This is a genomic window from Amycolatopsis sp. NPDC004772, assembly GCF_053601215.1.
The window spans coordinates 1-21,727 of sequence record NZ_JBSGBK010000016.1; the positions used below are offsets into that span (position 1 = coordinate 1).

The 21,727-nt window shown below is 71.4% G+C and carries 20 protein-coding genes; 10 read left to right on the top strand and 10 right to left on the bottom strand.

The window, feature by feature from the left end:
- Positions 1-748: 748 nt before the first annotated feature.
- Positions 749-2,401 (top strand): fumarate hydratase, encoded by a 1,653-nt coding sequence (locus tag ACWEF6_RS12935; RefSeq protein ID WP_449683085.1) that lies wholly within the window; start codon positions 749-751, stop codon positions 2,399-2,401.
- A gap of 52 nt (positions 2,402-2,453) precedes the next feature.
- On the opposite strand, the gene ACWEF6_RS12940 is transcribed toward ACWEF6_RS12935, so the two are convergent.
- The 4 genes from ACWEF6_RS12940 to ACWEF6_RS12955 form a co-directional block, all read right to left on the bottom strand.
- Positions 2,454-3,140 carry a hypothetical protein gene (locus ACWEF6_RS12940; protein ID WP_449683086.1) on the bottom strand — a complete coding sequence of 229 codons (687 nt, stop codon included), beginning with the start codon at positions 3,138-3,140 and terminating at the stop codon, positions 2,454-2,456.
- A gap of 203 nt (positions 3,141-3,343) precedes the next feature.
- A complete protein-coding gene (locus ACWEF6_RS12945) occupies positions 3,344-3,859 on the bottom strand; it encodes a hypothetical protein (protein ID WP_449683087.1) in 516 nt (171 codons plus the stop codon).
- Between the two features lie 99 nt (positions 3,860-3,958).
- Complete coding sequence (locus ACWEF6_RS12950) at positions 3,959-4,465, bottom strand: hypothetical protein (RefSeq protein WP_449683088.1); 507 nt, start codon at positions 4,463-4,465, stop codon at positions 3,959-3,961.
- Positions 4,466-4,505: 40 nt separating this feature from the next.
- A complete protein-coding gene (locus ACWEF6_RS12955; RefSeq protein WP_310974850.1) occupies positions 4,506-5,288 on the bottom strand; it encodes a GntR family transcriptional regulator in 783 nt (260 codons plus the stop codon).
- 80 nt (positions 5,289-5,368) lie between these two features.
- Between ACWEF6_RS12955 and ACWEF6_RS12960 the strand changes: the two genes are divergently transcribed.
- On the top strand, positions 5,369-6,580 hold the full coding sequence (locus ACWEF6_RS12960) for an APC family permease (protein ID WP_449683089.1): 1,212 nt from the start codon (positions 5,369-5,371) through the stop codon (positions 6,578-6,580).
- A 125-nt stretch (positions 6,581-6,705) separates the two neighbouring features.
- Positions 6,706-7,512, top strand: a complete 807-nt coding sequence (locus tag ACWEF6_RS12965; protein ID WP_449683090.1) for a S1 family peptidase — start codon at positions 6,706-6,708, stop codon at positions 7,510-7,512.
- A 56-nt stretch (positions 7,513-7,568) separates the two neighbouring features.
- Here the strand turns inward: ACWEF6_RS12965 and ACWEF6_RS12970 are convergent, their stop codons facing one another.
- Positions 7,569-8,669, bottom strand: a complete 1,101-nt coding sequence (locus ACWEF6_RS12970; RefSeq protein ID WP_449683091.1) for an NAD(P)H-dependent flavin oxidoreductase — start codon at positions 8,667-8,669, stop codon at positions 7,569-7,571.
- A gap of 14 nt (positions 8,670-8,683) precedes the next feature.
- Positions 8,684-10,300 carry an acyl-CoA synthetase gene (locus tag ACWEF6_RS12975; protein WP_449683092.1) on the bottom strand — a complete coding sequence of 539 codons (1,617 nt, stop codon included), beginning with the start codon at positions 10,298-10,300 and terminating at the stop codon, positions 8,684-8,686.
- A 62-nt stretch (positions 10,301-10,362) separates the two neighbouring features.
- Between ACWEF6_RS12975 and ACWEF6_RS12980 the strand changes: the two genes are divergently transcribed.
- The 4 genes from ACWEF6_RS12980 (at position 10,363) to ACWEF6_RS12995 (ending at position 14,391) form a co-directional block, all read left to right on the top strand.
- Positions 10,363-11,151, top strand: a complete 789-nt coding sequence (locus ACWEF6_RS12980) for a crotonase/enoyl-CoA hydratase family protein (protein WP_449683093.1) — start codon at positions 10,363-10,365, stop codon at positions 11,149-11,151.
- 81 nt (positions 11,152-11,232) lie between these two features.
- Complete coding sequence (locus ACWEF6_RS12985) at positions 11,233-12,210, top strand: Zn-ribbon domain-containing OB-fold protein (protein ID WP_449683094.1); 978 nt, start codon at positions 11,233-11,235, stop codon at positions 12,208-12,210.
- A gap of 7 nt (positions 12,211-12,217) precedes the next feature.
- Positions 12,218-13,231 (top strand): thiolase domain-containing protein, encoded by a 1,014-nt coding sequence (locus ACWEF6_RS12990; RefSeq protein ID WP_449683095.1) that lies wholly within the window; start codon positions 12,218-12,220, stop codon positions 13,229-13,231.
- Positions 13,228-14,391 (top strand): thiolase domain-containing protein, encoded by a 1,164-nt coding sequence (locus ACWEF6_RS12995; protein ID WP_449683096.1) that lies wholly within the window; start codon positions 13,228-13,230, stop codon positions 14,389-14,391. Before ACWEF6_RS12990 ends, ACWEF6_RS12995 begins: the two co-directional genes overlap by 4 nt.
- An 86-nt stretch (positions 14,392-14,477) precedes the next feature.
- On the opposite strand, the gene ACWEF6_RS13000 is transcribed toward ACWEF6_RS12995, so the two are convergent.
- On the bottom strand, positions 14,478-15,497 hold the full coding sequence (locus tag ACWEF6_RS13000) for a YhjD/YihY/BrkB family envelope integrity protein (protein WP_449683097.1): 1,020 nt from the start codon (positions 15,495-15,497) through the stop codon (positions 14,478-14,480).
- Positions 15,498-15,546: 49 nt separating this feature from the next.
- Complete coding sequence (locus ACWEF6_RS13005; protein ID WP_449683098.1) at positions 15,547-16,338, bottom strand: transglutaminase-like domain-containing protein; 792 nt, start codon at positions 16,336-16,338, stop codon at positions 15,547-15,549.
- A gap of 35 nt (positions 16,339-16,373) precedes the next feature.
- On the opposite strand from ACWEF6_RS13005, the gene ACWEF6_RS13010 reads away from it, so the two are divergent.
- On the top strand, positions 16,374-16,955 hold the full coding sequence (locus ACWEF6_RS13010) for a dienelactone hydrolase family protein (RefSeq protein ID WP_449683099.1): 582 nt from the start codon (positions 16,374-16,376) through the stop codon (positions 16,953-16,955).
- On the opposite strand, the gene ACWEF6_RS13015 is transcribed toward ACWEF6_RS13010, so the two are convergent.
- Positions 16,927-18,153, bottom strand: a complete 1,227-nt coding sequence (locus ACWEF6_RS13015; RefSeq protein ID WP_449683100.1) for a cytochrome P450 — start codon at positions 18,151-18,153, stop codon at positions 16,927-16,929. The genes ACWEF6_RS13010 and ACWEF6_RS13015 overlap by 29 nt on opposite strands.
- A 231-nt stretch (positions 18,154-18,384) precedes the next feature.
- Between ACWEF6_RS13015 and ACWEF6_RS13020 the strand changes: the two genes are divergently transcribed.
- Positions 18,385-19,542 (top strand): steroid 3-ketoacyl-CoA thiolase, encoded by a 1,158-nt coding sequence (locus tag ACWEF6_RS13020; protein WP_449683101.1) that lies wholly within the window; start codon positions 18,385-18,387, stop codon positions 19,540-19,542.
- A 51-nt stretch (positions 19,543-19,593) separates the two neighbouring features.
- Complete coding sequence (locus ACWEF6_RS13025; protein WP_449683102.1) at positions 19,594-20,391, top strand: alpha/beta fold hydrolase; 798 nt, start codon at positions 19,594-19,596, stop codon at positions 20,389-20,391.
- 35 nt (positions 20,392-20,426) lie between these two features.
- Here ACWEF6_RS13025 and ACWEF6_RS13030 read toward each other — a convergent pair whose 3' ends face one another.
- Positions 20,427-21,629: an amidohydrolase family protein gene (locus ACWEF6_RS13030; protein WP_449683103.1), complete on the bottom strand. Its 1,203-nt coding sequence runs from the start codon at positions 21,627-21,629 to the stop codon at positions 20,427-20,429.
- Positions 21,630-21,727: the final 98 nt, after the last annotated feature.

The following is a 21,727-nucleotide window of genomic DNA, read 5'->3' on the forward strand; positions in this document are numbered from 1 at the left end:
CGAACAACACCGCGCTGCGGGCCGGGGGGGGGGGCCCCCCCCCGCCCCCCCCCGCCCCCCCCCCCCCCGCCCCGCCCCCCCCCCCCGTTCTCCGCCCCCCGGGGGGGGGGGCGCCTTGGGCGCCCGCCCCTCTTTCGTTTCCGCAACCCGCTGACCAGGCATTCGGCGCGAGTGGAGAATTTTCCACGAAAACCGGGTTTCACCCGTGATCGGCCGGGGTAGCAACCCTCCGCCAGCACCCGTTCGGCGGCGTTGACTTATGACCTGCGTCACGACAGCCTCGAAGTGCTCGCGCAGGCCTCGCAACTGGGTGTGCACGCACCCGGGAGCTTTCCCCGGGAGGTCGGGTCCGTCGGGGTGGACCCGGCCTCCCGACCACTTCCCCAGCCGGACACACGCGCACCCAGCGGGACGACACGCGCACCCCCGACGGACGACACACGTACCTGGCCGGACGACACGCGCGCACCTGACGGGACGGGCACGCCAAAGCCCCACGGGCACCACCCAGCCCTCCCCGCAACCCCGATCCGAAGCCAGAACACGGCCGGCGGCGCCGGGTCAAGGCATCTTTCCCGCCTTGACGCGGTACCGCCGGCCGTAGTCACAATCGGGCGTCGGGGTGGTGGGCCTCTGTACCAGACCAACGGACGCGTGGGGTGGCCCACAGTGACCGGGTGCTTCTGTCCGGTAGAAGAAGAGCCCCCGTAGGGTGGACCGATCCCGGAGCTGGCAAAGGAGCCTGGCAGTGCCGTCCACCACGTTTCAGCACACCGAAGTCCTCCCGCTGGGCAAGGACACCACCACCGAATACCGGTTGGTCACCGACGAGGGCGTCGAGACCGTCGAAGCCGCCGGGCGCACTTTCCTGAAGATCGCCCCGGAAGCGCTCACCACGCTCGCGCGCACCGCCATCACCGACATCCAGCACCTGTTGCGCACGTCACACCTGCAGCAGCTGCGGGCCATCGTCGACGACCCCGAAGCGAGCGGCAACGACCGGTTCGTCGCCATGGACCTGCTGCGCAACGCCGCCATCTCGGCCGGGGGCGTGCTCCCCATGTGCCAGGACACCGGGACCGCCATCGTCATCGGCAAGCGCGGCGAGGGCGTCCTCACCGGCGGGGACGACGAGCGGGCCCTCTCGCAGGGCATCTTCGACGCCTACCAGCAGCTGAACCTGCGGTACTCGCAGATGGCCCCGGTCAGCTTCTGGGACGAGCGCAACACCGGCACCAACCTGCCCGCGCAGATCGAGCTCTACCACAAGGACGGGGACCCGACCTACGAGTTCCTCTTCATGGCCAAGGGCGGCGGCAGCGCCAACAAGACGTTCCTCTACCAGGAAACCAAGGCCGTCCTGAACCCGAAGCGGCTCGCGCGCTTCCTCGACGAGAAGCTGCGCAGCCTCGGCACCGCCGCCTGCCCGCCCTACCACCTCGCCATCGTCGTCGGCGGGATGTCGGCCGAGTTCAACCTCAAGGTCGCGAAGCTCGCCTCCGCGCGCTACCTCGACAACCTGCCGCAGGAAGGCTCCGAACTCGGGCACGCCTTCCGCGACACCGGCCTCGAGCAGCAGGTCCTCGAAATGACCCGGCAGTTCGGCATCGGTGCGCAGTTCGGCGGGAAGTACTTCTGCCACGACGTCCGCGTCATCCGGCTGCCCCGGCACGGCGCGAGCTGCCCGGTCGGCATCGCCGTCTCCTGCTCCGCCGACCGGCAGGCCAAGGCCAAGATCACCGCCGACGGCGTGTTCATCGAGCAGCTCGAGCGCGACCCGGCACAGTTCCTGCCCGACATCACCGAGGAAGACCTCTCCGACGACGTCGTGGCCGTCGACCTGAACCGGCCGATGGCCGAGATCCGGGCGCAGCTCTCGCAGCTGCCGGTCAAGACGCGGCTTTCGCTCACCGGGCCGCTGGTCGTCGCGCGGGACATCGCGCACGCCAAGATCGCCGAGCGCCTCGACGCCGGCGAGGAGATGCCGGACTACCTCAAGAACCACCCCGTCTACTACGCCGGCCCGGCGAAGACGCCCGAGGGGTACGCCTCCGGGTCGTTCGGGCCCACCACGGCCGGGCGGATGGACTCCTACGTCGAGCAGTTCCAGGCCGCCGGCGGCTCGCTCGTCATGCTGGCCAAGGGCAACCGCTCGAAGCAGGTGACGAACGCCTGCCGGACGCACGGCGGGTTCTACCTCGGCTCCATCGGCGGCCCGGCCGCGCGGCTCGCGCAGGACTGCATCAAGAAGGTCGACGTCCTCGAGTACGCCGAGCTCGGCATGGAAGCCGTGTGGAAGATCGAGGTCGAGGACTTCCCCGCCTTCATCGTCATCGACGACAAGGGCAACGACTTCTTCGCCAGCACCGGCGATCCGGTGCTGCAGATCAGCTTCCGCTAGGACGCGGGAAAGGGGACACCGGCCCGCCGCCGGTGTCCCCTTTTCCGTGCGCTCAGCCGACGCGCTCGATCCGCGCGCGCCGGATGAGGAACTTCCCCGGTTCCCGGACTTCTTCGAAGGCCGCGTTGTTGAGCAGCGTGCAGCTGCCCGACACCGACGTCACCTCGACCGTCGTGGACTTCGAATTGTCCAAATTGGTCACCTTGAGCTTCGTCCCGGCCGGGAACTGGTTGCTCGACGCGGCCGGTGCGCCGCCCTCGCCCGAGAGCGTCACGGTCGAACCGGGGCACACGACCTGGCCGACCGCGCCACCGTCGCCCGCGGCCGGTTGCGCCGGCTTCTGCCGCTGCCCGGGCGCCTGGGCCTTGCCCGGCGCGTTGCCGGAGTTGCCCGGCGCCGCCTGGCCGTTGCCCGCTCCGGCCTGGCCGTTGTTCGCCGCCACGTTCGCCGTGCAGCCCGCAACTTGCCGCCGCTGCTGGATCAGGTCCACCACCGCCTGGCGGTTGGCGATCCGCGCGGCCGACTGCGCGTCCGGGTTCGCCTGCTGGCCCGCGATGAAGTTCAGGTTGTTCTGCAGGGCGGTGTCGAGTCCCCCGCAGTTCTCCTTGGGCGCTTCGGCCGCGTTGCCCGCGGGACTGCTCAGCGCGATGGCGGTCGCGGTGATACCGGAAACACCCAGCAAAGCGGCCAATCCGATGGTCGCCTTCTTGCGGTGCCGGCCACTGCTCAACCGGGGCATGGGCCCCTCCTCTCTGATCGCCACCTCAATCCGGACACGGCCCGGTCCCGGCGGCGGTTCAGCGGAAGCCCCGACAATTTTCGACAACTTCGACGGTGAGCGGACCACGCGCAGGTCGTGGTCCGGACCACCGGGCGGCGATCGTCCACTGCGGACAGCACGCGGCCCCCGGAGACGGTCTCCGGGGGCCGGGGTGGGAGCCGCTACTTCGGCGACGTGCTCTTCAGCACGACCTTGCGCTGGTCCAGCGGCGCGGCCAGGGTGACCGAAATGACCGGGTACCGGATGTCCATCGTGCACATCTGATTGGTCTGCGCCTTCGTCTCGCTCAGGGTGACGACGACGTGGTCGCCCGCCTGTTCGCCCGCCTCGCCGAGCGCGTGCCCGCAGCCGCCCTCCTGGGCGCGGATGTTGAGCACGGTGCCGCCGTTGGCCGTCCACACCTCGCGCGGGAACCCGGCCGGCAGCGCGGTCGCGTCGATCTGACCGGCCGGCACCGGGGTGCTGCCCTCGGGCACGGTCAGCCGGGGCTTGCCGGGCGGGTTGGGCTCGGGCGGGGCCGGCAGCGCCGATTCACTCGGCGACGCAGACGGCGACGCCGGCGTCGACACGCTGCCGGTGGGTGCCGCGGGCGGGCTGGCGGGGATGTTCTGGCCGGCGCAGGCCGTCACCATCAGCAGGAGCGCGCCTGTCCCGGCCACCTTCGCTGAGTACCTCATGCCCCCAAGACGGAACGGGGGTGCCGCGGGGTTGCACCGGAAATGGTCTGGGAGGGCCTCCCGGGCATCCCGGGGCGGCCCTCCCAGCGTTCGTGGTGGTCAGCCCTGGCGGAGGACGACCGTGCGCGTCCCCAGCGGCTCCGCGAGGGCGAGGGGGACCTTGATCTCCTTGATGTAGTCCGGGCACAGCTGGCCCTTGGGCGCCGACGTCACGGCGACCAGCACGACCACCTGCTGCGCGGTCTGCTCGCCGACGCGCGCCGAGATGCGGCGGCAGCCGCCCTCCTCGGCCTGCAGGATCAGGGTCCGGCCGTCGAGGCTGCGGGTGAGGCTGCGCGGGTAGCCCTCGGGCAGCGAGCGGGCGTCGACCTGCGTCTCGCCGACGACGTCGTCACCCGGGGCGATGCCCTGCGTCGGCCGCCCGACCGTCTGGGACGGCGGCGGGCCGAGCGTGGGTGTCACCGTCCCGGGCACGCTCACCGACGTCGAGGGCGTCTCGGGCGCCGCGCCGGTGCCCGCCGGGGCGCCGGCGCCGGAATTCGCGGCACAGGCCGTCGCCGTGAGCAGCAGCAGGCCCGCACCCAGCAGTTTCACCGTGGTACGCATACCCGCCAGACGGAGCGGACCCCCGCGAGGTTGCATCGGCTCACCGATGAGCCGCCCGGCCCAGCCGGGTGGTGAAGCTCAGCCGGTCGCCGCGGTAGAGGGACCGGACCCGCTCGAACGGGACGCCGTCCGGGCCCCACGAGACACGGTGGGTCAGCAGCATCGGCAGCGCCGGGTTCGTCCCGATCAGCAACGCCTCGCGCGGGGTGGCCAGCACCGTCTCGACCCGCTCCTCCGCACCGTCGAACACGACGCCGAGCTTGCCGGTCAGGCACGCGTACAGCGACTGCTCCGGGTCGAACACGTCGAGCAGGTCCGGGAACCGCGCCGCGAGGAGATATGTCGACTCCAGCCCGACGCGCTCCTCGTCGGCCAGCAGGACGCGCTCGAGGTGGAACACTTCGGCGTCCGATGTCACCTGCAGGTCGGCGGCCAGCGCGCTGCCCGCCGGGCGCCGCTCCAGGGTGATCACCGTGCGGCCCGGCCGGATGCCCTGGCGCCGCAGCCCCTCCGTGTAGCTCACCAGGGCCAGCGGCTGGACGAGCTTCGGGCCGGCGATGTAGGTGCCGCTGCCCTGGCGGCGGCTGAGCCTGCCCTCGAGCACCAGCTCCGCGACCGCTTGCCGTACGGTCGCCCTCGACACTTCGAACCGTTCGCACAATTCCCGTTCCGTGGGCAGCACCGCGCCTTCGCCGAGTTCCGCGATCACCGCCAGCAGTTCGACCTTCACCGCGTAGTAGCGCGGGACACGGCCGTGTTCGGGAATCCCGTCGAGGACGGGGCCGTCGGCGGACAGGCGGGAATGGCGCGAAGGGGCGGGCACGGAATCGACCCTATTCGGTTTCCGGTGCGCCGTGGTTCGCTGTGGCACGCAACACGGCCGACCGCTGGAGGATCACCCGGATGCCCCCGACTTCGCTCGACCGGCGGCTCGGCCTGGCCGACGCCGTTTTCCTGGGCCTGGGCTCGATGATCGGGGCCGGCGTGTTCGCCGCGTTCGCCCCGGCTGCGCGCGCGGCCGGGGCCGGATTGCTCATCGCATTGGTCCTCGCGGCCGTCGTCGCTTACTGCAATGCGACGTCTTCGGCGCGATTGGCCGCGATTCACCCGGAATCCGGCGGCACCTACGTTTACGGCCGGGAAAGGCTCGGTGAATTCTGGGGCTACCTGGCCGGCTGGGGATTCGTCACCGGGAAGACGGCCAGCTGTGCCGCGATGACGCTGACCGTCGTCGCCTACGCCGCACCGGGGCTCGGGCAGCCGTGGCGGAGCCTCCTGGCCGTCGCGGTGGTCGCCGCGCTCACCGCCGTGAACTACTTCGGCGTGCACCGGTCGGCCCTCGCCACCCGGGTGATCGTCTCGTGCACCCTGCTCGTGCTCACCGCCGCGGCCGTGGCGATGGCCGCCGGGCCGTCGAGCGGCGGCCCGCTCGTCGCCTGGCCGGGTGGCGGGGGCGTGCTCGAAGCGGCCGGGCTGCTCTTCTTCGCCTTCGCCGGGTACGCGCGCCTCGCCACGCTCGGCGAGGAGGTCCGCGACCCGGCCCGCACCATCCCCCGGGCCATCCCGCTCGCCCTCGGCATCACCCTCGTCGTCTACGCCGCGCTGGCGGTGCTGCTGCTCGTCCGGCTCGGCCCGGCCGCGCTCGCCGCGAGCCCGGACCCGGTCGCCGCGGCCGTCCCGGGGTGGCTCGCCCCGGTCGTCCGGGCCGGCGCGGCCGTCGCGGCCCTCGGTTCGCTGCTCGCGCTCATCCTCGGCGTCTCGCGCACGACGCTGGCGATGAGCCGCGACGGCCACCTCCCCCGGTTCCTCGCCGCCGTCCACCCGCGCTACCGGGTGCCGCACCGCGCGGAGCTCGCCGTCGGGCTCGTCGTCGCCGTCCTCGCCGCGTCGATCGACCTGCGCGCCGCGATCGGCTTCTCGTCCTTCGCCGTGCTGACGTACTACGCGATCGCCAACGCGGCCGCGCTCACGCTGCCGGGCAAGGCGCGAGCCGTCCTCGGGCTGGCCGGGTGCGTGGTGCTCGCCTTCAGCCTCCCCCTGCCGTCGGTGCTGGCCGGGTGCGCCGCGTTGTTGCTGGGCGGTCTGGCCTACGGCGTTCGTCGGATCCGCCGGTGAGAAATCACCCAACCGCCCGAAAGATCCGAAGAAAGTCGGTTGTCCCGATCTGCGCGCACCTGGTGTAGTCGGGAGGCCGCTTTCGGCAATGGCTTCCACTGTGGACACTGGAAGGACTGATCCCCTTGGCCCCCAAGCGCTGGTTCACCCTGCTCAGAAACGCCACCACCGCCCTCGCCGCGGTCGCCGCCGCCGCGTCGTTCGCCACCCCGGCGATCGCCACCGCCGCCCAGCCGCCGTCCACGAACGTCGTCGGCGGGACGCGGGCCACCCAGGGCGAATTCCCGTTCATGGTCCGCCTTTCCATGGGCTGCGGCGGAGCGCTCTACACCAAGCAGATCGTCCTGACCGCGGCGCACTGCGTCAGCCGGACCGGCGCCAACACCTCGATCACGGCGACCGTCGGCGTCGTGGACCTGCAGAGCACCAGCGCGCAGAAGATCCGCTCGACCTACGTCTACCAGTCCCCCACCTACGGCACCTCGACCGGCGGTGACTGGGCACTGATCAAGCTGGCCAGCCCGGTGAGCGGCCTGTCCACCATGCCGATCGCGACCACCACTGCGTACAACACCGGCACGTTCACCGTGGCCGGCTGGGGCGCGGCCCGCGAAGGCGGCGCGCAGCAGCGGTACCTGCTCAAGGCGACCGTCCCGTTCGTCGACGACGCCACCTGCCGCGCCCAGGGCGGCAGCTACCCCGACCTCATCCCGAGCGCCGAGATCTGCGCGGGCAACCTCGCCTCCGGCGGTGTCGACACCTGCCAGGGCGACTCCGGCGGCCCGATGTTCCGCCGCGACAACGCCGGCGCCTGGATCCAGGTCGGCATCGTCTCCTGGGGTGACGGCTGCGCCCGGGCGCACGCCCCCGGCGTCTACACCGAGGTGAGCACGTTCGCGTCGAAGATCGCCGCGGCCGCCGCCACGCTGTAACCGCTTCCGCACGAAAGGAAGGGCCCCTGCCGCGGCGGAGGCCCTTCCTTCGTGGTTCAGCGCGTCTTGTCCAAGCGGGACAACGCTTCCTCGTAACCGTTCACCAGCTCCGCGACGACGTCGGCGACCGGCCGCACCCGGTTCATCCGGCCGACGATCTGCCCGACCGGCATGGACACCACGCTCGGGTCGTTCGCCGCGTGGATCCGGTTGTGGGCCGGGGAAACCAGCAGGTTCTGCAGCGGCATCGGCAACGGCTCGGGCGCGTCCGGCGCCGCCCACGCCTCGGTCCAGCGGGTCTTGAGCAGCCGGGCCGGCTTGCCCGTGTAGATCCGCGTCCGCACGGTGTCCGACGACGTCGCCGCGACGAGCGCCTGCTGCATCGCCACCGACTCGGCCATCGTCTGCAGGTACTCCTCGGTGGCCAGCCACATCGAGCCCATCCAGACGCCGGAGGCGCCGAGCGCGAGCGCCGCGGCCATCTGGCGGCCGGAACCGATCCCGCCCGCGGCGAGCACCGGCACGTCGACCGCGTCGACGATCTCCGGCACCAGCACCATGGACGCGATTTCGCCGGTGTGCCCGCCGGCTTCGTAACCCTGCGCCACCACGAAGTCGACGCCGTTTTCGACGTGCCGCACCGCGTGCTCGGCCTTCCCGGCGAGCGCCGCGACCGGGACGCCCTTGTCGTGGCACTGGGCGATCACGTCCACCGGCGGCGAGCCGAGCGCGTTGGCGATCAGCTTGATCGGGTGGTTCAGCGCGACCTCGACGTGCGACCGGGCGACCGAGTGCAGCCAGCCGAGCACCCCGGCGCGCTCGTCGGTGTCGTCCGGCAGGGGCGGCACCGAAAGCTCCTTCAGGACGCGGTCGACGAACGCGCGGTGGCCGTCCGGGATGAGCTTCGCCAGATCGACCTGCGTGCCCTCGGCGGGCACCTTCGCCGGCATGACGATGTCGACGCCGTACGGTTTCCCGCCGGTGTTCTCGTCCATCCAGGTGAGCACCCGGTCGAGCTCGGCGGCGTCGTTGAACCGCACGCAGCCGAGCACGCCGAGCCCGCCGGCGCGGCTGAGCGCCGCGGCGACGTGCTCCGACGGGGTGAACCCGATGATCGGCAGGTCGATGCCGAGCCGGTCGCACAGGGGTGTCCGCACTTCTGGTGTCCTCCTCAGACGGGCTGGGCCGCGGCCGGTTCGTGCTCGGCGGCGTAGCGCTGGGCCCACGGGTAGTCCGGCTTGCCGCTGGGCGAGCGGCCGATCTCGTCGGTGAGCCACACCGTGCGCGGCACCTTGTAGCCGGCGATCTGCCCGCGGGCGTGCTCTTCGATCGCGGCGAGGTCGCCTTCGGCGCCGTCCCGGAGCTGGATGACGGCGGCGACGCGCTGGCCGAGCCGCTCGTCCGGGACGCCGATGACGAGCGCGTCGAAGACGTCCGGGTGGGACTTGAGCGCCCCTTCGACCTCTTCGGGGTAGACCTTTTCGCCGCCGGTGTTGACGCACTGGGAGCCGCGGCCGAGCAGCGTGACGGTGCCGTCCTCCTCGTAGCGGGCGTAGTCGCCCGGGACGACGTACCGGACGCCGTCGACCTCGACGAAGATCTTCTTGCTCTTCTCGGGGTCGCCGTAGTAGCCGAGCGGGACGTGCCCGCGGCGGCCGATCAGCCCGACCGCGCCGGGCTTCTTCTCGACGACGTGGCCGTCGTCGTCGAGCAGGATGGCGTCCTGGCCGAAGGTCACCCGCGGGCCGGCGCTGTGGTCGGACCCCTTGGCCACCATGCCGATCCCGGTGAAGCCGCTCTCCGACGAGCCGATGGCGTCGGTGATCACGGCGTTCGGCACCAGTTCGACGAACTCCTGCTTCACCGACTGCGAGAACAGCGCGGCGTGGCTCGACACGGCGACGATCGAGGAAGCGTCGTAGTCGCCCTCGCGGAAGGCCTCGATGAGCGGGCGCGCCATCGCGTCGCCGACGATCGTGAGGACCTGGACCTTGTGCTCCTGCACGGCCGTCCAGATCTCGTGGGCGTCGAAGCGCGGCACGAAGACCACCGGGCTGCCGGTGAACAGCGCGCCGAACGCGGCCCACTGCGCGGCGCCGTGGATCAGCGGCGCGGCGGGCAGCCGGGTCAGGCTCCCGGCCTTGCCCTGCTCGGCGAGCGTCCACTCGTCGGGGATGTACTCGCCGGTGACGAAGTTGATCCCGCCGCCGAGCGCGCGCCAGACGTCCTCCTGCCGCCAGAGGACGCCCTTCGGGTAGCCCGTGGTGCCGCCGGTGTAGAGGATGTAGAGGTCGTCGTTGCTGCGCTCGCCGAAGTCGCGTTCGGGGCTCTGCGCGGCGAGGGCGGCTTCGTAGTCGACACCGCCGTAGCTCTCGTAGTCGCCGCCGCTGCCGTCGTCGATCACGACAACGTGTTTCAGTTTCGGCGCCTCCGGCAGCACCGCGGCGACCTTGTCGGCGTAGCTGCGTTCGTGCACCAGGGCCACGATCTCGGCGTCGTTGAAGAGGTAGACGAGTTCGCCGTGCACGTAGCGGTAGTTGACGTTGACGGCGATCGCGCGCAGCTTGTACGCCGCGATCATCGCCTCCAAGGCCTCGATCGAGTTGCGGGAATAGACCCCGATGTGGGACCCGTGTCCCACGCCGTGCGCAGCGAGGTGGTGGGCGAGCCGGTTGGCCCGCGCCTCCAGTTCGGCGAAGGTGACTTGCCGGTCGCCGCACACGACCGCGACGCGCTCCGGCACGGCGTCGACGGCGTGCTCCAGAAGATCCGCGATGTTGAGTGCCACGCCCTCAAAGTAGAACATGTTATCGTTCCGGGCAATGGCACTGCTCCTTCAGGAGGTCTTCCGTGGGTGAACCGCACGCGCTGGTGTCGCAGGAGGGCCAGACCCTCGTCGTCACGATGAACCGGCCCGAAGCGCGCAACGCGATCACCGGCGAAATGATGGCGATCATGGTCGAGGCCTGGGACCGGGTCGATGCGGACGACTCGATCCGCAGCTGCATCCTCACCGGCGCGGGCGGCGCGTTCTGCGCGGGCGCGGACCTGAAGTCGATGTCCCGCAACTCGCCGTCGGAGTCGTTCGCTTCGGGCAAGTTCGACCCTGCGCGCATCCCCGGGCTCCTGAAGGGGCGGCGGCTGACGAAACCCCTGATCGCGGCGGTCGAGGGGCCGGCAATCGCGGGCGGGACCGAGATCCTCCAGGGCACCGACATCCGCGTGGCGGGCGAGTCGGCGCGCTTCGGGGTGTCGGAGGCACGCTGGGGGCTGTTCCCGATGGGCGGGTCGGCGGTGCGGCTGCCGCGGCAGATCCCGTACACGGTGGCGGCGGACATCCTGCTGACCGGACGTCATCTGTCCGCTTCCGAGGCGCTGGCGATCGGCTTGATCGGTCACGTGGTGGCGGACGGCTCCGCGCTGACCAAGGCCCTGGAGCTGGCGGCGCTGGTCAACGCCAACGGGCCGCTGGCCGTGCGGGCCATCCTCCGGACGATCCGCGACACCGAGGGGCTGCACGAGGAAGAGGCCTTCAAGCTGGACTCGCAGTACGGCATCGAGGTGTTCGCTTCCGAGGACGCCAAGGAGGGGCCGCGGGCGTTCTCGGAGAAGCGGAAGCCGGACTTCACCGGCCGCTGACATAGAACGCGTTCCACTTGTATTGAACCGGCCCGCGGAGGAACCTTGTCGGCAGAACGAGAACGTGTTTCACTCAAGGACGTGACCGAGACACCGCTTGCGGCACCGCTGAACGTCGGCTTCGACTACACGCGCTCCACCGGGCCCGTGCTCGGCCGGTTCGTCACCGCGCTGCGCGACCGCCGCATCGAAGGCATCCGGGGCAGTGACGGGCGGGTGCACGTCCCGCCCCTCGAGTACGACCCCGTGACCGCCGAACAGCTCGGCGAGTTCGTCCCCGTCGGCGAAGAGGCCACCGTCGTCTCCTGGTCGTGGTGCCCCGAGCCGCTCGACGGGCAGCCGCTGAGCCGGCCGTTCGCCTGGGCGCTCGTCAAGCTCGACGGCGCCGACACCCCGATGCTGCACGCCGTCGACGCCGGTTCGCCCGACAAGATCCACAGTGGACAGCGGGTGCGCGTGCGCTGGGCCGAGGAGACCGTCGGGCACATCCGGGACATCGCCTACTTCCTGCCGGCCGACGCCGAGGACACCACGCCCACCGAGCCCGCTCCCCCGGTGGCCGAGCGCGAAGAAGGCGCGCCGATCAGCGTCGTCATCACGCCGGTGCACCTCAAGTACATGCACTCGGCCTCCCCCGAGGAGAGCACCTACCTGCGCGGGCTCGCCGAGGGGAAGATGATCGGCCAGCGCTGCCCCGCCTGCGGCAAGGTCTACATCCCGCCGCGCGGGGCCTGCCCGACCGACGGCGTGCCGACCACCGAAGAGGTCGAACTCCCCGACACCGGCATCGTCACCACGTTCTGCATCGTCAACGTCCCGTTCCTCGGCCAGCGGCTCAAGCCGCCGTACGTCGCCGCGTACATCTTGCTCGACGGGGCCGACATCGCCTTCCTGCACCTCGTGCTCGGCTGCGCCGCCGAAGACGTCCGCATGGGCATGCGCGTGCGCGCGGCGTGGAAGCCGCGCGACGAGTGGTGGACGTCGCTGGAGAACATCAGCCACTTCGAGCCGACCGGTGAGCCGGACGCGGCTTACGAAACCTTCGCCCACCACCTGTGAGGTCCTGATGCCAGACGTCGCGATCGCGGGCTTCGCGAAGGCCCCGAACGTCCGCGAAACGCCCGGTACCACCAACGGTGTCGAGATGCTCGTCCCGATCTTCGCCGAGGTCTTCGCGCAGACCGGTCTGTCCAAACAGGACATCGGGTTCTGGTGCTCCGGCTCGTCGGACTACCTGGCCGGCCGCGCGTTCTCGTTCATCGCCGCCGTCGACGCGATCGGCGCGTTCCCGCCGATCCACGAGTCGCACGTCGAAATGGACGCCGCCTGGGCGCTGTACGAGGCCTGGCTGAAGATCAAGATGGGCGAGGTCGAGACCGCGCTCGTCTACGGCTTCGGCAAGTCCAGCGCCGGGCAGCTGCGCCGGGTGCTCGCCCTGCAGCTCGACCCGTACGTCGTCACGCCGCTGTGGCCGGATTCGGTGTCGATCGCCGGGATCCAGGCGCGGCTGGGCTTGGAGGCCGGGCTCTGGTCCGAAAAGGACCTGGCCGAGGTCGCCGCGCGCGGGACCGGCAAGGACGTGGCGGAACTGCTCGACACGCCGTACTACGCCGATCCGTTGCGCAGGCACGACATCGCCCCGATCACCGACGGCGCCGCCGTGATCGTGCTGTCCACTGTGGAACGGGCCCGGGACATCGTCGAACGTCCGGCCGTGATCGCCGGCATCGAGCACCGCGTCGACTCCCCCGTGCTCGGTGCCCGCGACCTGACGCGTTCACCGTCCACCGAGGCGGCGGCGCGGGCGCTGGACCTCGACGGCGTCGACCTCGCCGAGCTGCACGCGCCCTTCACGCACCAGGAGCTCATCCTGCGGTCCGCGCTCGGGCTCGGCGACGGCGTGAAGCTCAACCCCTCCGGCGGGGCGCTGGCCGCGAACCCGATGTTCTCCGCCGGGCTCGCCCGGATCGGCGAAGCGGCGGTCCGGATCCACCGCGGCGAATCCCGCAAGGCCGTGGCGCACGCGACGAGCGGGCCGGCCCTGCAACAGAACCTGGTGACCGTGCTGGAGGCCCGATGACCAAGCAGCTCACCGCCGTGCTCGGCACCGGCCAGACGCACCACCGCGCCAAGCGGCAGGACGTCTCGATGCCGGGCCTGCTGCGCGAGGCGATCGACCGCGCGATGACCGACGCCCAGGTGGAGTGGGCCGACATCGACGCCGTCGTGCTCGGCAAGGCGCCGGACCTGTTCGAGGGCGTCATGATGCCCGAGCTGTTCCTCGCCGATTCCCTGGGCGCGACCGGGAAGCCGTTGCTGCGCGTGCACACCGCCGGGTCGGTGGGCGGCTCGACGGCGCTGGTGGCCGCGTCGCTCATCCAGTCGGGCGTGCACCGGCGCGTGCTCACAGTGGCGTACGAGAAGCAGTCCGAGTCGAACGCGATGTGGGGCCTGTCGATCCTGCCGCCGTTCCAGATGCCGGTCGGGGCCGGGGCGGGCGGCTACTTCGCGCCGCACGTGCGGTCCTACATCCGCCGGTCGGGGGCTCCCGAGCACGTCGGGGCGATCGTCGCGGCGAAGGACCGGCGCAACGGCGCCCTCAACCCGTACGCGCACCTGCGGCAGCCGGACATCACCGTCGAGTCGGTGCGGGCGTCGCAGATGCTGTGGGACCCGATCCGCTACGACGAGACGTGCCCCTCGTCCGACGGCGCGTGCGCGATGGTGCTCGGCGACGAGGCCGCCGGGGACGCCGTTCCCGGCGGTGCCGCCTGGGTGCACGCGACGGCGATGCGCACCGAGCCGACCACGTTCGCCGGCCGCGACCAGGTGAACCCCCGGGCCGGGCGCGAGGCCGCGGCCGCGCTGTGGGCCGAGGCGGGGATCACCGACCCGATGTCCGAAGTGGACGTCGCCGAGATCTACGTACCGTTCTCGTGGTTCGAGCCGATGTGGCTGGAGAACCTGGGTTTCGCGCCCGAAGGCGAGGGCTGGAAGGTCACCGAGAAGGGCGAAACGGCGATCGGCGGCCGCCTGCCGTGCAACCCGTCGGGCGGCGTGCTGTCGTCCAACCCGATCGGCGCGTCCGGCATGCTCCGGTTCTCCGAAGCGGCGAAGCAGGTCATGGGCCGGGCCGGGGACTACCAGGTGGACGGCGCCCGCCGCGCGCTCGGCCACGCCTACGGCGGCGGCTCCCAGTACTTCTCGATGTGGCTGGTCGGTTCCGAAAAGCCCGCCTGACAGCGCCCCAATGTGGCGTTGGTTGCGCTCAACGCACCGAACGCCACATTGGGTGCGTCCAACGCACCGAACGCCACATTGGGGCGCTAGCGGCGGGAGCGGCGGAGGCGGAGGGCGAGCAGGGTGCCGAGGACGCCGGTCACCACGCCGATCGTGGCGGGCACGGCCATCGGCGGGTCCACCACGACCACCGGCTTCAGCACCACCGGCGCCGGCGGCTGGACCGGCTTCGGGGGCGCGTCCGAGCCGGTCGCCGTCCACGCCGTGACGTACACCAGCAGGCGGGCCACCAGCGAGATGAAGAAGATCAGACCGATGATCGAGCCGAACGCGATGCCGGTCGGCGAGTCGCCGATGAGCCGGAGGTAGAACCCGCCGGCCAGCTTCAGCGCCTCGAACCCGAGGGCCAGCGCGACCGCGCCGCGGACCGCGCTGCGCACGCCGACCTTCTGCCGCGGCAGCCGGGTGAGCACCCAGAGGAACACCAGCCAGTCGGCGGCCAGCGACAGCGGCACCGAGGACGCCGAGACGAGCTGGTGCCCCCAGCTCGTGTCGTCGAGGCCGGCCAGCCGGAGCAGGTAGCTGCCGAGCGCGGTGCCGGAGATGGTCAGCAGGAACGACACGAGCAGCGCCGCGCTCAGGCCGAGCAGCGCGAGCAGGTCGACGAGGATCAGCCGCAGCAGCGACTGGTCCGACCGGTTCTGCCCCCACAGCGCCGTCAGCGAGTCCCGCAGCGCGTTCATCCAGTTCCAGCCGGAGTAGAGGCCGATGGCGAGACCGACCACGCCGACGCTGGTCCGCTGCTCGACGAAGCCGGTGAGCAGTTCGGTGGCCTTGTCGCCGAGCCCGCCGGGCAGCGTGGACACGATCGCGTGCACCAGCGTGTCGAGCAGGTGCGGCTGGGTGGCCAGCACGAACCCGGCGACCGACGAGGCGACCATCAGCAGCGGCACCAGCGACAGCAGGCTGAAGTAGGTGATCGAGGCGACGTAGTGGTAGCCGCCGGCGTCGATGTAGCGGTTGGTCGCGCGGGCGATGTGGTCCAGCCACCGGTACCGGACGCGCGCCCGGGCCCAGGGGCTCGGCGCCTTCGGGGAACTCTTCACGAAGACTGTCTACCCAGCCGGGGCCGTCTTTGCGCAGGCAACACGCGGGTCAGCCGAGAACGACCAGCCCGGACCCGTCGTCGACCGGCAGCGCGGCGTCGGTCGTGGCGAAGACCGTGCTGCCGAGGAAGTCGAGTTCGCCGCCGAGCGTGGCGAGGAACGCCGTGTCGGCGGCGTCGCGGCCGGTGGAGATCCGCAGCATGGTCTGCCGCGGCGCGAGCCGGGTGGCGTCGAAGACGTACCAGTGCCCGTCGACGGCGGCTTCGAAGACGGCGTGGAAGTCCATCGGCGCGAGCCCGGGCGCGTAGACGCCGACGTACCGCGCGGGGATGTCGAGGAACCGGCACAGGGTGATGCAGACGTGCGCGAAGTCGCGGCAGACACCCTCGCCGGCCAGCAGGGTGTCGACGGCGTCGTCGGTGGGCCGGCTGGCACCGACCACATAGGACAGTCGGTCGTGGACGTGCCGGACGACGGCTTCGACCTGCCGGCGCGGGTTCTCGAGCTTGCCGAGTTCCGGCGGCACGAGCCCGGCGACGCGGTCGGACGGGCAGTACCGGCTCGGCCGGGTGAACACGGCGACGTCGGCGAGCGTGACGGGCTCGGGTTCGGGGTCGCTCAGCACGCGTTCGGCGTGGTAGGTGATGCGGTGCTCGCCGGCGGGCAGGTCGAAGACCTCGGCCCGGGCGCCGTGCTCGAACTCGACGGGCCGGCTCTCCCCGTGCCAGGACACGGTGAGCTCTTCGGTGTCGGCGTGCGCCGCGGAGACCGAGATCGCCGCGGGCCCGGGTTCGGTGACGCGGATGGCGAACTCGACGTCCACAGTCGCTCGCGGGGCCATCCGCCCATCATGGCATCCCCTGGCAGAATCGCCGGGTGAGCGACATCGTGGTGTTCCACTCAGTGTTGGGACTGCGGCCGGTCGAGCTCGGCTTCGCCGACCGGTTGCGGGCGGCGGGCCACCAGGTCACCACTCCCGACCTCTACGCCGGGCGGACGGCCTCGACCCTCGAAGAGGGCTTCGCGGTGAAGGACGAGGTCGGCTGGGAGACGATCGCCGGGCGTGCCCGCGATGCCGTGCGGGAACTGCCGCCGGAGACCGTGCTCGTGGGCGTGTCGATGGGAGCGGGCGTGGTCCAGACCGTGCTGCCGCACCGGCCCGGTGCGGCAGCGGTCCTGCTGCTGCACGCGTTGGGTGCGCTGCCGGGCGGGGTGCGCGTGGGCCTGCCGGTGCAGGTCCACGTCGCCGACCCCGACCCGATCGCGCCGCCGGCGCAGGTCGCCGCCTGGCGCGAAGCCGCGGCCCGGTCGGGTGCCGATGCCCGGGTGTACACCTACCCGGGCATCGGCCACTTCTACACCGACGCCGGCGGCCCCGAGTACGACGCGGCCGCGGCGGAGCTCACCTGGGACCGCGTCGACGGGTTCCTCAGGCGTACTTCACCGGGTAGTGCTTGATGCCGTTGATCCAGCTCGACCGCAGCCGCACCGGGGGTGCCGCCTCGGCGATCTCCGGCATCACGTCGGCGATGGCGTTGAAGATCAGGTCGATCTCCAGCCGGGCCAGGTTCGCGCCGATGCAGTAGTGCGATCCCGTGCCGCCGAAGCCGACGTGCGGGTTGTCCTCGCGGAGGATGTCGAACTTCTCCGGGTCGTCGAAGACCTCGTGGTCGAAGTTGGCCGAGCTGTAGAACATCCCGACCCGGTCGCCCTTGCGGATCTGCGCACCGCCGAGCTCGGTGTCGCGGGTGGCGGTGCGCTGGAAGGCGACGATCGGGGTGGCCCAGCGGACGATCTCGTCGGGCGCGGTCTTGGGCCGCTCTTCCTTGAACAGCTCCCACTGGTCCCGGTGGTCCAGGAACGCCTTCATGCCGTGGGTGATGGCGTTGCGCGTCGTCTCGTTGCCGGCGACGGCGAGCAGGATGACGAAGAACCCGAACTCGTCGGAGCCGAGCGATTCACCGTCGACGTCGGCCTGGATGAGCTTGGTGGCGATGTCGTCCATCGGGCACTTGCGCCGCTCCTCGGCCATGTTCCAGGCGTACCCGACGAGCTGGGCGGACGCCTCCAGCGGCGCGACCTCGTACTCGGGGTCGTCGTAGGCGACCATCTGGTTCGACCAGTCGAAGATCTTGAGCCGGTCTTCCTGCGGGATGCCGATCAGCTCGGCGATCGCCTGCAGCGGCAGCTCGCACGCGACGTCGGTGACGAAGTCGCCCGACCCCTTCTTCCGCGCCTCGTGCACGATTCGCTCGGCGCGCTCGCGCAAGGTGTCCTCGAGCTTCGAGATGGATCGCGGGGTGAAGCCCTTCGAGACGATCCGCCGCAGCTTCGTGTGCTGCGGGGCGTCCTGGTTGAGCAGCACCAGGCGGTTCGCCTCGAGGTTGTCCTCGGTCATGTTCTCGTCGAAGCGGATGATGGCGGTTTTCTCCCGCGACGAGTACAGCGTGCTGTCGCGCGAGACCTCCTTGACGTCCGCGTGGCGCGAGACGACCCAGTAGCCGTCGTCGCGGTAGCCGGCGGTGTTGTGCTTCTGGGGGTTCCACCACACCGGGGCGGTGCGCCGGAGCTCGGCGAACTCGGCGACGGGGAGTCGCTCCGCCAAGAGATCCGGATCGGTGAAGTCGAACCCGGCGGGGATGAGCGGAGCGGCCACGTTGCCTCCCACGGTTCGGCTTGGAACACGTTCTAGGTTGGATTGAAGCATACGGCGTTAACCAACGGAAGACCGCAAGTGAAACCCGTTTACTCAACCGGGGATGCCAGGTGAGCGTGCGCTCACTCCGGCAAGATCAAGAAGCGGCCGCGCCTGCGCAGACTTGCAGAAAACGATAACTTGTTCTAGTTTTTGGGTCAGTGAACAGTGTTTCCCGACGAAAGGGACGACATGGGCGTGCCGGTCATCGTCGAAGCCGTGCGGACCCCGATCGGCAAGCGGAACGGGCTGCTGGCCGGCCTGCACGCGGCCGAGCTGCTGGGTGCCGCGCAGCTCGCCCTGCTGGACCGCGCCGGGATCGACCCGGCACTCGTCGAGCAGCTCATCGGCGGCTGCGTCACGCAGGCCGGTGAGCAGTCGAACAACGTCACGCGCACCGCGTGGCTGCACGCGGGCCTGCCCGAGACGGCGGGCGCGACGACGATCGACGCCCAGTGCGGCTCGGCGCAGCAGGCGACCCATCTGATCGCGGGCCTGATCGCCGCGGACGCCATCGACGCCGGTGTCGCGTGCGGGGTCGAGGCGATGAGCCGCGTGCCGCTGGGCACGAACCGCGCCGGCGCCTCACCACGGCCGTCGTCGTGGTCGATCGACCTGCCCAACCAGTACGGCGCGGCCGAGCGGATCGCGGTCCGCCGCGGGCTGACGCGCGAGGACGTCGACCGGTTCGGGGCGGCGTCCCAGCAGAAGGCGGCGGCCGCGTGGGCGGCGGGCCACTTCGACCGCGAGGTGGTGCCGGTGAAGGCCCCGGTCCTCTCGGCCGACGGCGCACCGACCGGCGAGACCCACCTCGTCACGCGAGACCAGGGCCTGCGCGAGACGACGGTCGAAGGCCTGGCCCGGCTCAAGCCGGTGGTCGAGGACGGCGTCCACACGGCGGGAACGTCCTCCCAGATCTCCGACGGCGCGGCGGCCCTGCTCCTGCTGGACGCGGACCGCGCGGCGGCACTGGGCCTGCGTCCGCGGGCCCGGATCGTCGCGCAGGCGTTGGTCGGCGCCGAGCCGTACTACCACCTGGACGGCCCGATCCGCGCGACGGAACGCGTGCTCGCCCGGGCCGGGATGACGGTGGGTGACGTGGACCTGTTCGAGGTCAACGAAGCGTTCGCGTCGGTCGCGTTGTCGTGGCAGCAGGTGGTTTCGCCGGACCCGTCCCGGGTCAACGTCAACGGCGGCGCGATCGCCTTGGGCCACCCCGTGGGCAGTACGGGCGCCCGGCTGCTGACGACGGCGTTGCACGAGCTGGAGCGCCGGGACGCCGCGACGGCGCTGGTGACGATGTGCGCGGGCGGCGCACTGGCGACGGCGTCGATCATCGAACGGCTCTAGGGCCCCGACCACCACGCCGTCGGGTGAACGGCTTGTGCTTCACTTCGAGGCATGATCTCGGAAAGCCGTTGCCCGGTGGAGGACGGCGAGCTCCTCGTCCGCCGCGGCGGCGAGGGCCCGGCACTGCTGCTGATCGCGGGCGGCACCGGATCGGGCGACGCCTACCGCGCGCTGGCGAAGCAGCTGTACGCGGACTACACCGTGATCACCTACGACCGCCGAGGCCACTTCGGCAGCACGGACACGACCACGGGCCCGGTCCCGGTTTCCCTGCAGGCGGACGACGCCTTGGCGGTCCTCGACCACGCGGCCGACGGCCCGGCCCAGGTGTTCGGTTCGAGCGCGGGCGCCCTGATCGGCCTCGACCTGGTCGCCCGCCACCCGGACCGCGTGACAACGCTGGTGGCGCACGAACCCCCGGCGGTCCACCTGATGCCGGACGCCGGCGGCTGGCTCGAAGCGGCGGCCGAGCAGGTCCGCCTGGCCCGCTCGGGCGAACTGATGGCGGCGGTGACCCGGTTCGCGGACGCCATCGCGGGCGCGGCGCTGCCCAACCTGCCGAACCTCCGCCTGCCGCACGAAGCCGACTGGATCCGGTTGTTCGACCGCGAACTGACGGAGTTCTTCGACTACCTGCCGGACCTGAGGGCCCTGCGGAAGGCGACCACGGAGATCTTCCCGGTGGCAGGAGAGGGCAGCCGGGGCCGGTACCACTACCAGCCGGCGAAGATCCTGGCTCTGGAGCTCGGGTTGCCGTTCGTCGAGACCCCGGGCTCCCACCTGGCCCCGCAGCGAAACCCGGTGAAGTTCGCGGCCGCGTTGAAGGACCTGCTGAACCCGGAGTCCTGACGGGCGGCACGCGTACCCGGACGGACGACACGGCGTCAGACGACTCGGATGCCGTCCTTCCAGACCTCCCGGATGTTCGACGCCAGCGCCGGGAAGTCGTACGGGTTTTCCCCCACCACCACGACGTCCGCCCGCAGGCCCGGCTCCAGCCGGCCCAGTTCCCCGTCCAGGCCCATCAGCCGCGCCGCCGAGGACGTCGTTGCCTCCAGGACGTCCCCCGGCGTCATGCCGCACGCCGCCATCAGGGCCAGTTCCTCGAGGTTCGTCCCGTGCGGGCCGACTCCGCTGTCCGTGCCCATCGCGATCCGGACGCCCGCCGCATACGCGCGGCGGACCGAATCCCGGTGTGCCTCCACCACTTCGCGCGCCTTCGCCACCACCGCCGGCGGGAGGTCGACGCCCGCGTCGGCCGCGCGGACCACGTTGACCGGGGCGATCAGCGTCGGGACCAGCCAGGTTCCGTGGCCCAGCATCAGCTCGATCGCTTCGTCGTCCAGGTAGATGCCGTGCTCGATCGAGCGCGCGCCCGCGCGGACCGCGTTCTTGATACCCGCCGCGCCCTGGGCGTGGGCCATCACCGGACGGCCCTGCATCGCCGCCTCCGTGACCAGGACGTCCAGTTCCTCCGGGGTGAACTGGGCGTGCCGCGGGTCGTCGCGCGGGGACAGCACGCCGCCGGTCGTGCACACCTTGAGCACGTCGGCGCCCGCGCGCAGCAGCGTCCGGGCCACCCGGCGCATCTCGTCGGGCCCGTCGACCGTCGTGTCCGGGCGGCCCGGGTGCGGGACCATCAGCGGGACGCACAGCCCCGACGGGTGCCACGCGTCGCCGTGGCCGCCGGTCGGGCTGATCAGGCCGATGGAGATCTGCAGCCGCGGGCCCGGGATCAGGCCGTCGTCCACCGCCTGCTTGATGCCGAGGTCCGCGCCCGCCGCGTCGCGGACCGTCGTGATGCCCAGGCCCAGCGTGGCCCACAGGTTCCGCGCGGCTTCGTAGAACTGGTAGGAGAACGGCTTCTGCACCCGCGACAGCAGCCCGATGTCGGAGATCGTGACGTGCACGTGGCAGTCGAAGAGCCCCGGCAGCAGCACCGTACCGGTGCAGTCGACGCCCTCGTCGCCGTCGAGGTCGGTCCCGACGTCGACGATCCGGCCGTGCTCGACGACGACGTCGGCCGGAGCCGGATCCGCGCCGGTGCCGTCGAAGACCGAGCCGCCGGTGAACACCGTCCGCGTCACGCCGCCTCCACGAGGGCAAGAGTACTCGCGACCACAACCGTGCCGTGGTTGCCCCGGAACTGACGGCGGCCGCGGTCTTTCGCTCCACTGTGGACACC

Bases quoted from the DNA above. Each gene is read 5' to 3' on its own strand.
- ACWEF6_RS12940 (WP_449683086.1), bottom strand. From the start codon at position 3,140: ATGCCCCGGTTGAGCAGTGGCCGGCACCGCAAGAAGGCGACCATCGGA.
- ACWEF6_RS12945 (WP_449683087.1), bottom strand. From the start codon at position 3,859: ATGAGGTACTCAGCGAAGGTGGCCGGGACAGGCGCGCTCCTGCTGATG.
- ACWEF6_RS12950 (WP_449683088.1), bottom strand. From the start codon at position 4,465: ATGCGTACCACGGTGAAACTGCTGGGTGCGGGCCTGCTGCTGCTCACG.
- ACWEF6_RS12960 (WP_449683089.1), top strand. From the start codon at position 5,369: ATGCCCCCGACTTCGCTCGACCGGCGGCTCGGCCTGGCCGACGCCGTT.
- ACWEF6_RS12990 (WP_449683095.1), top strand. From the start codon at position 12,218: ATGCCAGACGTCGCGATCGCGGGCTTCGCGAAGGCCCCGAACGTCCGC.
- ACWEF6_RS12995 (WP_449683096.1), top strand. From the start codon at position 13,228: ATGACCAAGCAGCTCACCGCCGTGCTCGGCACCGGCCAGACGCACCAC.
- ACWEF6_RS13005 (WP_449683098.1), bottom strand. From the start codon at position 16,338: ATGGCCCCGCGAGCGACTGTGGACGTCGAGTTCGCCATCCGCGTCACC.
- ACWEF6_RS13020 (WP_449683101.1), top strand. From the start codon at position 18,385: ATGGGCGTGCCGGTCATCGTCGAAGCCGTGCGGACCCCGATCGGCAAG.
- ACWEF6_RS13025 (WP_449683102.1), top strand. From the start codon at position 19,594: ATGATCTCGGAAAGCCGTTGCCCGGTGGAGGACGGCGAGCTCCTCGTC.